Source organism: Ruminiclostridium herbifermentans, from assembly GCF_005473905.2.
Classification (GTDB): Bacteria; Bacillota; Clostridia; order Acetivibrionales; family DSM-1351; genus Ruminiclostridium; species Ruminiclostridium herbifermentans.
The window spans coordinates 3,653,394-3,667,223 of sequence record NZ_CP061336.1 but is presented as its reverse complement, the minus strand read 5'-3'; the positions used below and the strand labels follow the sequence as shown (position 1 = coordinate 3,667,223).

General features: G+C 33.1%; 10 protein-coding genes. 7 read left to right on the top strand and 3 right to left on the bottom strand.

The features are described from left to right. Positions 1 to 19: 19 nt before the first annotated feature. Positions 20 to 1,912 carry a cytochrome c biogenesis protein CcsA gene (ccsA, locus tag EHE19_RS14650; RefSeq protein ID WP_137696854.1) on the bottom strand — a complete coding sequence of 631 codons (1,893 nt, stop codon included), beginning with the start codon at positions 1,910 to 1,912 and terminating at the stop codon, positions 20 to 22. A gap of 1,210 nt (positions 1,913 to 3,122) precedes the next feature. Continuing rightward, positions 3,123 to 4,001 carry a peptidoglycan-binding domain-containing protein gene (locus tag EHE19_RS14645; RefSeq protein ID WP_137696853.1) on the bottom strand — a complete coding sequence of 293 codons (879 nt, stop codon included), beginning with the start codon at positions 3,999 to 4,001 and terminating at the stop codon, positions 3,123 to 3,125. A 299-nt stretch (positions 4,002 to 4,300) separates the two neighbouring features. Between EHE19_RS14645 and EHE19_RS14640 the strand changes: the two genes are divergently transcribed. From EHE19_RS14640 to EHE19_RS14620, 5 genes are all read left to right on the top strand, one after another. Then, positions 4,301 to 4,978 carry a polyphosphate polymerase domain-containing protein gene (locus tag EHE19_RS14640; protein ID WP_137696852.1) on the top strand — a complete coding sequence of 226 codons (678 nt, stop codon included), beginning with the start codon at positions 4,301 to 4,303 and terminating at the stop codon, positions 4,976 to 4,978. An 18-nt stretch (positions 4,979 to 4,996) separates the two neighbouring features. Further along, entirely contained in the window at positions 4,997 to 5,668 is a 672-nt protein-coding gene (locus tag EHE19_RS14635) for a DUF4956 domain-containing protein (protein WP_137696851.1), read from the top strand. A gap of 25 nt (positions 5,669 to 5,693) precedes the next feature. Continuing rightward, the gene (locus EHE19_RS14630; protein ID WP_190530336.1) at positions 5,694 to 8,297 is read left to right on the top strand and encodes a CotH kinase family protein; all 2,604 of its coding nucleotides are present in this window, start codon (positions 5,694 to 5,696) and stop codon (positions 8,295 to 8,297) included. Between the two features lie 232 nt (positions 8,298 to 8,529). Continuing rightward, positions 8,530 to 9,216, top strand: a complete 687-nt coding sequence (locus tag EHE19_RS14625; RefSeq protein WP_137696850.1) for a response regulator transcription factor — start codon at positions 8,530 to 8,532, stop codon at positions 9,214 to 9,216. Continuing rightward, the gene (locus tag EHE19_RS14620; protein WP_137696849.1) at positions 9,209 to 10,501 is read left to right on the top strand and encodes a sensor histidine kinase; all 1,293 of its coding nucleotides are present in this window, start codon (positions 9,209 to 9,211) and stop codon (positions 10,499 to 10,501) included. Before EHE19_RS14625 ends, EHE19_RS14620 begins: the two co-directional genes overlap by 8 nt. Before the next feature lie 439 nt (positions 10,502 to 10,940). Here the strand turns inward: EHE19_RS14620 and EHE19_RS14615 are convergent, their stop codons facing one another. After that, positions 10,941 to 11,942, bottom strand: coding sequence for a methyl-accepting chemotaxis protein (locus EHE19_RS14615; RefSeq protein ID WP_190530334.1), 1,002 nt, complete (start codon positions 11,940 to 11,942; stop codon positions 10,941 to 10,943). Between the two features lie 793 nt (positions 11,943 to 12,735). On the opposite strand from EHE19_RS14615, the gene EHE19_RS14610 reads away from it, so the two are divergent. Together EHE19_RS14610 and EHE19_RS14605 are read left to right on the top strand one after the other, a co-directional pair. Next, positions 12,736 to 13,005, top strand: coding sequence for a DUF6323 family protein (locus EHE19_RS14610; protein ID WP_342343327.1), 270 nt, complete (start codon positions 12,736 to 12,738; stop codon positions 13,003 to 13,005). 433 nt (positions 13,006 to 13,438) lie between these two features. Then, positions 13,439 to 13,597 (top strand): hypothetical protein, encoded by a 159-nt coding sequence (locus tag EHE19_RS14605; protein ID WP_171003526.1) that lies wholly within the window; start codon positions 13,439 to 13,441, stop codon positions 13,595 to 13,597. The last annotated feature ends 233 nt before the right edge of the window (positions 13,598 to 13,830 follow it).

The following is a 13,830-nucleotide window of genomic DNA, read 5'->3' as shown; positions in this document are numbered from 1 at the left end:
TTAATCCCTCCTGTTCTTCTTATTCTAATTTTTTTATTAATTTATCTTTTGTTTTTTTGGTTTCAGAAAAATAATACAGTACTGTACCTAATATTAGTAAAACACTCCCAATCCAAATAAGGCTTATCCATTTTACTATCTTGACTTTTAGTGATATGTTGTCATTCTCATCTATTCCTTCAAAAATAATATACAAATCTTCTTTAAATGTTGATTTTATTACCGCTCTGGAGTGTGCTGTTTTCATTTTTTGATAATAAGATAGTTCAGGTTTTAATTGGATTTTTCCCATTGGACCGCTTACACCTACCACTGAAACAGCTGTAGTTTTTCCTGGTTCCTCTTTCCAATAGAGGTTCCTGTATTTTACTTCATATTCCTTAACAACCATGACATTGCCTTTTTCTAGAGTTTCATTGGTGCTAACAAGCATACCCATAGAACATGCAACTCCAACTGCCATTATTATAAGTGAAGCATGCAGTAATATATTTGCTGTATGACTTAAATGTACAGTACGATTTTTATATTTTATTACAAGTTGTATAATCAAGTTAACTGTAAGCATTGCACATACAGACAAACACAAATTTGTTAGAATGCTATACTCAGTAAGGAACAGCATTAATCCTAAGATTATTAATCCGCATGCAGAGCCTGGAATAAGAAGAAACTTCTTAGGTGAAAACATAGGATTGATTGCCATAATTAGAAGTATTAAGATACCATAAATTCCAAAAACGTACTCATAGAAACTTATTGGCGTTGCTGATGCATCACTTACAAAGAGACCTCCATACAAGGGGAAAGTAGTACCACCGAAAACTAATACAGCTGTGATAATAGTCAGTGTTGAAAACATATTACTAGGCTTAATTAAAGCCAATAATATTTTTTTAAACGAATTTTCATTATGATTATCTGATATGTCGTTAGCGTGCAATTTTTTGATTTTGAAGTTATAAATGATGAAAAATAATATAAGCACCAATAAAACCACACCGAAGACCACAGTTACGCCACGACTGCTATAAGCATGTACTGATTCTAGCAAACCGCTTCTTGCAATGTATGTTCCCACAAGTATGGTGAAAACAGTTAAAAATATCAAAACGAAATTCATTCGTTTATTGTTTTTGCCTTTGATTCGCAGACCATGAATAAAAGCGGTTGCAAATAACCAGTTAACCAATGATGAATTCTCTATTGGATCCCAAGCCCAATAACCTCCCCATCCTAGTTCGGTATAAGCCCAAATTCCACCGGTTACAATACCAAAGGTAAGAAGAATCCATCCCCACATTGCCCATTTCCAAGTGATTTCTACATGTTCTTCGGTATTTTTTCTGATGTCGAATAATTGATATGCAAAGGCAATAAAGAAAAATGAAAACGAAATAATTATAACAGGTGGGTGAAAGACCATACCTAAACTTTGTAGTGCTGGGTTAAGGCCAAAACCATCACTTTCAGCAGATACCAGTTTAAATGGGTTATTTATAAAGGTTACAACGAACATAAAAAGTGTCATAACAAATAGCAAAACACCAAATATGGTTTTTGTTGAATTTTTATGCCTATCTCTAAAATAAATTATTATAAGAAGAACGGCAAACGCTGAAGTCCAAAAAAGCATTGAACCTGAACTACCTGACCAGAATGCTGAAATTTTATAAATTAGCGGTAGTGATTTTTCTGTACTGTGATACACATATTCAACGGAAAAGATCCCACTTATTAGTGAATAAAATAGAAGAATTGAAGATATCAGAACTCCGAAACAGGAAACAACACCTGTTAGAATTCCAAGATTTTTGCTCTCATCACTTTCTTTTTTAAATACAATAAGCAGGAAAGCAGTAAGACAACATGCAAAAGCAAAACGCAACATCCATGTACCAATAAAATTCATTTGTATTTCCCCCAATTTTGAATTTTGTTTTAAACTTTTCAGCTTTTTATGCCACCATAAGAAGTAAAAATTAGATTGAATGATTTGTTTACCGTCCATTTGAAGTCTGATTACTACGAAGATAAGCGAAGATTTACCAAATGATTTTATGAAATTATTTACTATTTAACTTTCACTTGATAAGTCATACACCTATATTTTGCAACTGAAAAGAAGATTGAACATAAGTCCAGTATTATTACGTACATATTAATTATATAATAGGCTTTCGACATACTAAAAGGTGATATTTTTAAGAAAAAGTAGATTTTTTTACTATTTTATATTATTTTATAGTGTTATTAGTCATGTGTTTTTTGCATTTATATGAATTTTATAATCTATTTCTATTTACTCAGCTTTCCTGTTCCAAAATCTATAGAAGTTTAAACTTATAAGTGGATTGTTGCTTAAATAATTTGAAAGTAAAGTTTGCTCTTACATGGTGTACTTACTAGCTAAAAAATGCAAGCTTTTTGGGAAAGTTAAGATATTAAACTAGAAGTGATTAAAAATGTCAATGTCTTTAGAATTTTTCAAAGTGCTTTGGATAATGCTTTGGATTCGATAGAAATATGAATTAGATATCAAATGGGAAGGACAATTTTATATAACATTTCTGGGAACAGGCTTATGAGATTATAAATGAATGGGGCTGTTGCAAAAGATAAATTAATATATATAAATAGTAAGCGAGTTTGATATATCTAATTGCGAAGTTCTGTTAGAAATTGATGCTAGAAATAGTAGGTGAAGAACAAGTATTGTAGCCGACACAGCGGAAGTTAAGTAGCTGTAAGTATTAATCCGAGACTGGATGCCTTGGTAATACGATCGGCGGTAGTGCTTTTTCTTCACCACAATTATTTCAGCGTAAAATTTGAGTGAGAGCAATAGATATATTGCACGGATATACTATTTAAGCAGTATTCTATTTTTCAATAAGTTATCGATATACATAAATTATTGTTCTGTAACAGCCTCTTTTATTTGCTAAACATTTTTGCAAAAGCGTATATAGAGCAGCTTTTGAAATAAATAAATATAAAGTAGGTGACGTAAGAATTATCAATGGTTGTTGTATAGCAAAGCGACCTATTTTGTATACATATTTATTATTTAACTTTTCATTGATAAGGTTTCACACACATACAATTATCAAATGCTAAAACTATTTAATAAGTAAAAGGAAGGTAGAACTATCACAAACACCATTTTGTGGTAAGTTGTTAGCTTTTTTGTATGTATTTATTGCTGCTTTTAATCCTGAACCGAAGGTTCCCGGATATTCTACACCCTTTGGGTCATATCCCTGCAGCATTAATAAAATTTCAGCAGCTGTTACCATGTATTGCTTTTCTCCAAATTTAACATAATGACTGCCTAAAGCTTTTTTTGATTTGGTACCCCAAACTCCATCAACAACAAGACCTGCATTATAATCTAAATTTATAGCAGTTTGCAGAACTTTAATGCCAGCTTTTTTTGTTTCTGGACCTCTAACTCCATCTGCAGAAATATTTAAATTTGCAAATTTGTTTACATGTAATTGTCCAGCTTGAACAATCTTTTTAGCATTTTGTGTGGGATTATTATTGTACTCAATATACCTGAGAATACAATCCCAAGGCTTGTTATAATAGCTTCTAATACAGATTTCTTTTCCTGTTTGATCTCCTGATTTTCCTCCAGATGCGGTACCTTTTTCATTATTGCTTGCATGTACGATTTTCCCATTTCCAATATACATTGCAGTATGTGAATTTGATTTAAGCAAGACATCACCACGTAACAGTCCTGTGCCTTTTGATAATTCTATGGAGGATGTTACATTAATAAAACCTGAGTTGATAAAAGCATTCTTCATATTGCCGGTATATGTTGCACCATTAGTTTTTACTGGTACACCAGCAGTTTCCCAGGCGGTAATGACTGCAGCAGAACAATCATAATCACCGTACTGCCCCCATCTATAGATTTGATCATATCCGTGACTATCATCATTTGCCAAGTCTATCATCCATTGTGTCGCAAATTCAACCTTATTCATTATTAATCCTCCTTTAATATACTAAAATATAAAGAACAGTTGGTAGCAACGAAGCTATCTTCTCATTTTAGTAAGAAAACTAAAAAAGTTTCTTTACAAATAATGTGTTTTTAGTTCACATTTAACAACTTGTATAATATTAGTATAAATTATTTTTGATGTATTTGGTCAGAAAAATGAATATTTTGTTGTAAAAAATGTAAAATTTTAATAGTTCAGATAAAGTTCAGATAAAAAACAAATACACTTCAGTTCAGTAAATTAAAATTAAGCTATTCCCAAGAAAGGAGTGAATAAAATTGACAGAACCTAAAGGCCGATATGAAATAAAGCATTATATAAACTATGCCGATATGATGCAGCTTAGAGCAAGGCTTCCATTTATAGCTGCTCTAGATAAAAATGCAATTGAAGACAATGGATATAGAGTTAAGAGTCTTTATTTTGACAACTACAAAGACAAGGCCCTAATAGAAAAGATTAATGGCGTAAATGAACGTGAAAAATTCCGTTTACGTTTGTATAATAACGATACCTCATTTATTCGCCTTGAAAAAAAGAGCAAAAAAAATGGCATTTGTTATAAGCAGAGTGTCTCTATATCTGAAAAAGAATGTAAACGACTGCTTGATGGGAAACTTGATGTACTTAAAGAAAATGGGAGCCCTATATGCTTGGAGTTGTATACAAAAATGCATTATCAGCAGCTTCGGGCAAAAAGTATTGTGGACTACAGGAGGGAGGCATATATTTATCCAATTGGAAATGTACGTGTAACTATGGATTATGACATCCGCGCAAGCAATAATGTACAGCGGTTTTTAGAACCTGAACCGGTTCTTGTACCAATTTCGGAAGTTTATATTCTCGAAGTGAAATATGATAATTTTTTGCCAGAGATAATTCGTGGCATAGTATCTCTTTCTAGCAGAAGAAGTACTGCGTTTTCTAAATATGCAGTAACAAGAATTATATAAAATAGGAGGTCTTTAAATATGACATTTAATGATATTTTTAAATCAAGTTTTTTGGAAAAAGCTTCAGAGTTTTCAATATTAGATGTAGGACTTGCAATGCTGTTATCATTTGCAATAGGTCTATTTATATTTTTTGTGTATAGAAAAACTTTTGCAGGGGTTATGTATTCAGCATCCTTTGGAGTTTCCATTATGGCTATGACATTGATTACAACTTTCATTATTCTAGCAGTAACATCAAATATTATATTGTCACTTGGTATGGTTGGTGCTTTGTCTATTGTTCGCTTTAGAACAGCTGTTAAAGAACCCCTAGATATTGCATTTTTATTTTGGGCTATAGCTGCTGGTATTGTTTTAGGAGCGGGGCTAATTCCACTAGGAATAATCGGCTCAATATTTATTGGTATTATTTTATTGGTGTTTGTAAATAAGAAAAGCAGTGACACGCCATATATAATTGTACTCAATCTTGATAATGATAAAGCTGAAAATAATTGCATGGAATTAATAAAGTCAAAAACTAAGAAGAACTTAATTAAGGCAAAGACAGTTTCAAAAAATGGCATTGAACTCACTGTTGAAGTACGGCTCACAGATATGTCCGCAAAGCTGCTTAATGAATTGCTGACTATAGATGGCGTAAGCAATGCTTGTCTTGTAAGCTATAATGGAGAATATTCTGCTTAAATATGCCAAGATATGGGGTGAAAGCATGATACAAAGTAAAAAAATAAATATAATTACTGCGATAGCTGTAATTCTTGCTTTTTCAGTAAGCGTTGCTTTCGTGTTAATTAGTAATATGCAGCTAGCAAATACAAGTATAAAAACCCAAGCAGAATATTCATCTAAGCTTTTTGGAACTGATATTATATCGCTTGAGATTCTTGCAGATGAGAAGGATTGGAATGAAATGCTTGAAAATGCTATGAGTGAGCAGTATATAATGGCTGATGTTATTGTGAATGGTAATAAATTTACAAATGTTGGTATTAGGCCTAAGGGCAACTCCAGCTTAACTCAGGTAGCAAATTCAAATAGTAATAGGTATAGTTTTAGATTACAGTTTAATGAATACATTAAAGAGCAGACCTGCTTTGGGCTTGAAAGCTTTGTAGTAAATAATATGCTTGGAGACAATACCTACATGAAGGAGTATGTATCTTATGAGTTGATGCAGGAAATAGGCGTAGATTCACCCTATTTTGGTTATGCTGATATTAAAGTAAATGGAGAAGACTGGGGATTGTATCTTGCAGTAGAATTATATAACGATAGCTTTGAACAGCGAGTTTTTGGAAATACAGCAGGAATGCTTTATAATGTAAAAAGTATGGACATGGGTGGCAATAAGGGAGCAATGCCTTGGCAGCAAGGAGGGAATTTTCCGCCTATGCCAAATTGGAATGGTGAAGACAACAGACCCCAGATGCCAAATGGGGAGGATAATGGTAACAGACCTCAAATGCCAAATTGGGAAGGTGAAGGCGACAGACCCCAGATGCCAAATTGGAATGGTGAAGACAACAGACCCCAGATGCCAAATGGGGAGGGTAATGGTAACAGACCTCAAATGCCAAATTGGGAAGGTGAAGGCGACAGACCCCAGATGCCAAATTGGAATGGTGAAGACAACAGACCCCAGATGCCAAATGGGGAGGGTAATGGTAACAGACCTCAAATGCCAAATTGGGAAGGTGAAGGCGACAGACCCCAAATGCCTAATTGGGAAGGTGAAGGCGACAGACCCCAAATGTCAAATGAGGAGGATAAAGGCGACAGACCAAGAATGCCAAATGGTGAAAGCGATAATCTCCAAACACCTAATGTAGAAAATAAAAACAACAGACCACAAATGTCTCAAAGGTTCAAAAGACCCAACGATGCATCTGATGATGGTATTTCGCAACAACAAAATGCAAATCCAAATATGCAGAATAATATGGAACAACAGATTGTTCCACCATCAAACTCGCAAAGTAATATGGAACGACAGCCTATTTTTTCAATAAACTCAATAGATAATAGGGAACAGCAAACAGTACAGCAAAAAGAAAGTAACAGTAATTCTGACAATAATTCATCCAATAATACAGACAGACCTGTATTTCCTAATCAAATGGATGGAGGAATGGGCGACAGGAACAAAGCCTTTGGAGGTAAAGGAGGACGTGGCAGTTCTGGCGGTAGTCTTGAATATATAGACGATAATACCGAAAGCTACGGTGCGATTTTTAACAATGTAGTTGGAAAAGGAACAAAGAATGATTTTCAGCGTGTAATAACGGCACTAAAAGCACTTTCAGAAGGTAAGGATTTGGAAGAATATTTTGATGTAGACCAGATTCTTAGATATCTTGCAGCACACACAATTGTTGTCAATCTAGACAGCTATAGTTCAACTATGGCGCAAAACTATTATTTATATGAAAGTGAAGGTAAGCTTACCATTCTTCCTTGGGACTATAATCTAGCTTGGGGTGGTTTTCAAAGTGGAAATGCTTCATCTGTAATAAACTTTCCTATTGATACACCAGTAAAAGATGTTGAAATGTCAAGCAGACCGTTGATTAAAAAGCTATTTGAAAATTCAGAATATCTAGAAAGATATCATGAATACTTACAACAGCTAATAGACGAATATTTTGCTAATGGCAAATTTGAGAGCAAATTAAATTCATTAGATTCACTCATTTCGGATTATGTAAAAAATGATTCGACTGCATTTTGTACCTTTGACGAATATAAAAAAGCTGTTTCAGCATTTATTACCCTTGGAAATTTACGCGCTCAAAGCGTACAAGGTCAGCTAGACGGAACCATTCCATCTACAACAGCAGAGCAAAGTGCAAATGCAGATAAACTTATTTCGTCAGGAGATTTGAAATTATCAGACCTTGGGAGTATGATGGGAGGAAAAGGTTTCGGTGATTTTCCTAACAGGATGGGTGAACAAAATCAAAACGCACCTTTTGGTGGACCAGAAGGAATGATTAATGGTTTGGATAATGAGCTTTTTGTTGAGGCTATGGGCATTATCATGCAGGCAAATGGTAAAGTAACTGATGAAGTTAAAGAGAATTTGCTTTCTATTGGTTTAACACTAGAACAGGTTGAGCAGCTTTCCACAATGAGTGCAAATCCTTTTGGTGGTATGGAGCGGGGCAGACAGCCTAGAAATGATATGAATGTTTTTGGTGCAGGTGCTCCTGTAGGTCAAAGAACATCAGCTAATAATATAATTTTAATTGGTGCGTTATCAATTATTCTTATTGCTGCTATAATATTTGCTGCAAAAATGAAAAGGAACTATTAATCAAGACTGTTATTTATGTATCTATTATTATGTATTATGTAAGTTTTGATTATATAAGATTTGTACCATTTGTGAAGAAGTTCAAATAACCTTGTGCTTAGTTTGATTTGTGCTACAATTTAACTCAGATAATATAAATTTCAGTTTCTTATACAGAGAGCTTTGTTTATAAGGCAAAGCTCTCTATCTACAGTAATAGTCAATTAATTATCGGGAAGGAGAGGGTTATAAAATGGCTAAAGTTTTAATATGTGATGATGAAGAAGGTCTTCGTGCTGTAATAAAGCGATATGCCATATTTGAGGGGCACGAGGTCACCGAAGCAGGAGATGGTATGGAGGCTGTGGAACTTTGTCGACATAATAGCTTTGACATAATTATTATGGATATTATGATGCCAGGGCTTGATGGCTTTTCCGCTGTAAAAGAAATACGCAAAACAACTGACACACCGGTAATAATGTTGTCTGCTAGAGGCGAGGAGTATGACAAGGTACTTGGCTTTGAGGTTGGTGTAGATGATTATGTTGTTAAGCCATTTTCTTCAAAGGAAATTATGCTAAGGATAAGCGCAATTTTGAGAAGAGTGGAGAAAAGCAGCCCTGCTAAGTCAGATGACAGCGGACATATCATATATGAAAAGGATGGATTCAAAGCAGATTTAACAGCTTATAAGGTATTTATAGATGGAGAGCAGATAAACTTAGCTCCTAAGGAATATGACCTTCTGTTTTTCCTGATAAGAAATAAAAATATTGCTGTACCTAGAGAAAAGATAATGTTAGAAGTATGGGGATTTGACTATTTTGGAGATGATAGGACGCTGGATACCCATATGAAGCTGCTGAGGAAATCTCTAGGCCCGTATGCGCATTTTATTAAGACATTGCGTGGATTGGGGTATAGATTTGATGGATAAGCTTAAATTACAATGGAAGATATTCGGTTTTCTTTTTGGTTTTTGTGCGCTTTTATTAGTAATTTTATGGATATTTCAGACAGTCTTCTTAAGTGATATGTATAAGTTTATTCGCAAAGTAGAGATAGATAAAGCCATTACACTAGTGGAGAAAAATATCAACAGCACAAAGCTCCAAGATGTATTAAATGAGCTTGAAGTCACCAAGGAGATAATTGTGAGACCTACACAGGGGTTTGCGCCGCCTGAGCGTCCTATACCTGATAAACGTATACGCAAGCAGCCTGAAACTATCACAAAGGCAAAAGAATTTGTTTTGGAGGATGGCAGCAAGATATCTCTTACCTTTCATGCAATGATAACACCGGTTGATGCGACAGTATCTACCCTAAGAATGCAGCTTTTTGTTATAACAGGGATTATGGTACTTTTAGCGACATTACTCGCAATTATAATATCAAAGCATATATCTAAACCAATTGTGCAGATTAATCAAAGTGCAAAGGTGCTAGCTATGGGAAACTATGAGACTAAGTTTAATGGCAGAGGTTTTTTGGAAATAAAAGAACTTTCAGATACACTTAACACCGCTGCTTTAGAACTTTCGAAGGTGGAGCAGCTGCGACGTGAATTAATGGCAAATGTTTCTCATGATTTAAGAACACCTCTTGCCTTTATATACAGCTATGCTGAAATGATGCATGATTTTCCGCAAGAAGTTACCTCAGAGCAAAGCCAAATAATTATGGATGAAGCAAAAAGGCTTACTGCTCTTGTAAATGATATGCTTGATATTTCAAGTCTTGAAACAGGTATAGCAAAGCTGAATAAGGTGAATTATAACCTCACTGAAAGCTTGAGAAAAACTATCCTTCGTATGAAGGAACTTGTTAAAAATGATGGTTACCAGCTAGAATTAGAGAATGCTGAAGATGTTTGTATTTTTGCTGATGAGGTAAAGATTACACAAGCCATTTATAACCTATTATTTAATGCCATCACATACAGTGGTGATGACAAAAAAGTAATTGTAAGGCAAAGCGTTAACGGGAATGTGGTGAGAATAGAGATAATTGACCATGGAGAAGGCATTAGTAAGAGTGATTTGCCTTATATATGGGAGAGATACTACAAGGTTGACAAAAAGCATAAAAGACCCAAAATGGGTACAGGCATAGGGCTATCAATTGTGAAAAAAATTGTTGAATTGCACAAGGGTGAATATGGAGTTGAATCAGAAGTAGGTAAAGGCAGTACTTTTTGGTTTCAATTAAGAATTGAATAGTTAAATATTTGTAGTTGTATACGAAAAATTTATTTAAGGAGAAGTTGCAAAACAAGAAATAATATATACTAGCAATAAGCTGTTTAATAGTACTCTAGCGCAATATATCTATGGCTCTCTCATAAAATTGATGCTGAAATAATTGCGGAGAAGAACAAGCACTTTCGCCGAACGTATAACAAAGGCATCCTGTCTCGGGTTAATGCTCACAGCTGCTGAATTCCGCTGTGTCGGCTGCAATGCTCGTTCTTCACCTGCTATTTCTAACATCAAGTTATAACTTAGTTTCGTAAATAGATATATTACTACTTAGTACTATTTTTGGTCTAAGACAAATAAGACATTAGTATACAGAACTTATTGTTTTGTAACAGCCCCAAAATTATATATTTTAGTTAATAATAACTTTAACTAGTTGTAGTTAATTCATTGACTTAAGCTATTGTGTCTGCTTAGGCGTAGCTAAATGTACTAAATTATTAAGCTTAGCAGACATGTTATACAATGTTTCGGCAATAGTACTAATTTCTTCTAAGGTTGCGTTTTCTTGTTGAGCTGCTGCTGCTACATCCTGTGATGCTTTTGAAATGGATTCAGAAGCCTTTTTAGTTTTGCTAATTGATAAAACAACATCATGTGAATTTTTGTAAATATCATTTACATTTTTAGATACAGAATTTGTATAACTGGAAATTTCATTTACAGAAGTAAGAATTTTTCCGAATATTTCTCCAGCTTTTGTAATAATTTCAATGCCTTCATTAACAGAATTATTACTTTCGTTTGTAATGCAAGTGGTATTTTTGACTTCATTTTGCACTTCTTCTATTATCTTATTGATATTTATAATAGAATCTTTTGACTGTTCGGCTAGTATACGTATTTCAGAAGCTATAATAGAAAAACCTTTGCCTGATTCTCCAGCTCGTGCAGCTTCAATAGAAGCATTAAGAGAAAGAAGATTTGTTTTTTCGGCAATAGAGTTAATAATTGCTGTAATCTCACCAATTTCGGTGGATTTCTTTTCTAATATGTCCATTGCGTTAGACAACTTAGATGAATTTGAATTTATCAATTCTATCTGACTAATAGCAGAGCGAATAGTGTTGTTACCATTATTAGTAAAGTCTAAGCAGTCTTGTGAATGTGAAGAAACAGTTTTTATTCTTTCTAATATTTCCATTATTTTATCTGAAATATCAATTACTAAATTATAAGCTTCTGTAGTTAAATCTCTTTGAGAAGATGTACTTTCAGCAATATTAATTATAGATGTCATAGTATGCTCTGTAGCTTTATTGGCTTCAGTTAGTCCATCATTAAGATTTTTAGCTATTTTGGATATTGTTTCAGAGCTTTCTGCAATATCAGTAATAGACTTATTTAATAGGTTAGTAAGTGATTCACTTTCATTTTTCTTATTTTCAATATCTATAATCATTGCACGCATGCGACTAGATAAAATATAAGAAATAAAAACAGAAATAATGAAGGATATGCCAAAAGAAAGCCAACTAATTAGATTCTTACCGGCTCCTTCATAGAACAGATTTGGGAAAAGTAATATTGCACTTATATAGAAAAGCAACGTACTTCCTGAGTATAAGAATACAATTTTGTAATTGTAATACATATTTACAACAAATAAACAGGTGAAACTGAAAGCGATAGAAGGCAACCCAAAACTACCTGTTGATTCTAACATATAAAAAACAGCAATAGGAGCAAATGAAAATATTAATAAATAAATGAACCGTGATATGCTATAGAATTTAGATATTTTTTTCTCTAAAAGCCTAGCAATAATAGCTGTAACTGCACATACAAGAAAAACCATAGTAATAAGAATGTCTTTCAATAATAAGAAAAAACAAATTCCAACTGAGACGCTACTAACGAGGGCACTATAAAACGATACAGTGTTAGCAAATTTGTCTTGCTTAATTAATATTGATGGGTTCATAGTCATATCCTTTCATTATTAAAAATATTGCTATGGATAATATATGTAAAATTTAATTGTATAAAAATTTTATCAAAATATGTCGAATGACACAATATCATATTTATAGTTATATCATTACATAGAACTTATTTTCTATTATCAGATTATCAACGTCAGATTTGAATTTCTCAACTAGAAGTAGTAATTGAACAAAGGGAACAGACACTTGTCGGTACAACTAAAAAAGATATTAATAACCTTGATGAAATAGTCAGAAATATTTTAATTTATGGTATTTGAGTTATCTATATTCAATGGTGCACTAATTCAAAAACAGGCTGTTAATGAGATAATGAAATGTAATGATTTGACTGTTAAATTTGGACTTATTTTAACTGAGGAACAGGCTATTGAATTAGTTGAAACTCGCTCATATGCATTAAAGCAAAATGGTCGTATTGAATTTGGAGGTGGTGTAATTGACAAGATAATAAGGCAGAAAGATATGATGAGACAAATGGCAGAAATTATTGATATTACTGATAATTTTATGGAATAGAAGTTGGCATAATAAGTTAGCCCAGCTAAAAAAGCATAAATTATGAAATGAATACTTATATCTAAAAAATAAAATAGTAATTAACTGGTTATGTGTATATATGTTTTGATTCCATTTGGGGCTCATTTACAGTTCTTTATGTTTCACATTTGTTTGTAATGCTTGCGGGAAGGTTTGAACTGAGTACATGGATATCAGGCTTAAATAATTGTATATTGATTTTTGGAATTGGTGGTAGTATGCTGATTACAGCAGGTCTATTGGTCTATTTAAGGAAGAATTACAGATATCACAATAAAAATATGTGCGAGGAAAGCAAAGGCTTTTTTCATAATTAATAAACTTAACTTTGATAATAACTTTGATAAGGTTGAACACCTGCAATTTAAGCTGGGAAAGTCAAATTAATTTGAATACATAATAGGATATAACAATGAATCAAGAAAATAAACCAGAAAAAGAACTCTACGAGTTTCCAGAAGAAGATATTAAAAGAGCATATAGACCTATAGAGCAACTGGTTGTTTTTTTTGATAATCAGTATTTGTATGGTCATAGGAATAATAGCAGAAAGCTTTTTAATGGATTTTAAAAAAGAGTATCCGAGGCTTTTCCACTATTACTTATTATAGCATTTTCTGCAATATTCTATTTTTCTGGTCTGAGAGGTATCTGAGATGGACTAGACCATGAAAAATGCTTTGAACGTATAAAAAACGTGCAAAATATCATTAAAATTATGCTTGTAATAATAGCTGTAGTATTAGCTATAGTCTTATTTAGGACTTTCGCATCTGATATTATAGACGGTTTGGAAATATAAAA

Coding starts and splice junctions, on each gene's coding strand:
- ccsA (WP_137696854.1), bottom strand. CDS start 1,912: ATGAATTTTATTGGTACATGGATGTTGCGTTTTGCTTTTGCATGTTGT.
- EHE19_RS14645 (WP_137696853.1), bottom strand. CDS start 4,001: ATGAATAAGGTTGAATTTGCGACACAATGGATGATAGACTTGGCAAAT.
- EHE19_RS14635 (WP_137696851.1), top strand. CDS start 4,997: ATGACATTTAATGATATTTTTAAATCAAGTTTTTTGGAAAAAGCTTCA.
- EHE19_RS14630 (WP_190530336.1), top strand. CDS start 5,694: ATGATACAAAGTAAAAAAATAAATATAATTACTGCGATAGCTGTAATT.
- EHE19_RS14625 (WP_137696850.1), top strand. CDS start 8,530: ATGGCTAAAGTTTTAATATGTGATGATGAAGAAGGTCTTCGTGCTGTA.
- EHE19_RS14620 (WP_137696849.1), top strand. CDS start 9,209: ATGGATAAGCTTAAATTACAATGGAAGATATTCGGTTTTCTTTTTGGT.
- EHE19_RS14615 (WP_190530334.1), bottom strand. CDS start 11,942: ATGATTATAGATATTGAAAATAAGAAAAATGAAAGTGAATCACTTACT.
- EHE19_RS14610 (WP_342343327.1), top strand. CDS start 12,736: ATGGTATTTGAGTTATCTATATTCAATGGTGCACTAATTCAAAAACAG.
- EHE19_RS14605 (WP_171003526.1), top strand. CDS start 13,439: ATGAATCAAGAAAATAAACCAGAAAAAGAACTCTACGAGTTTCCAGAA.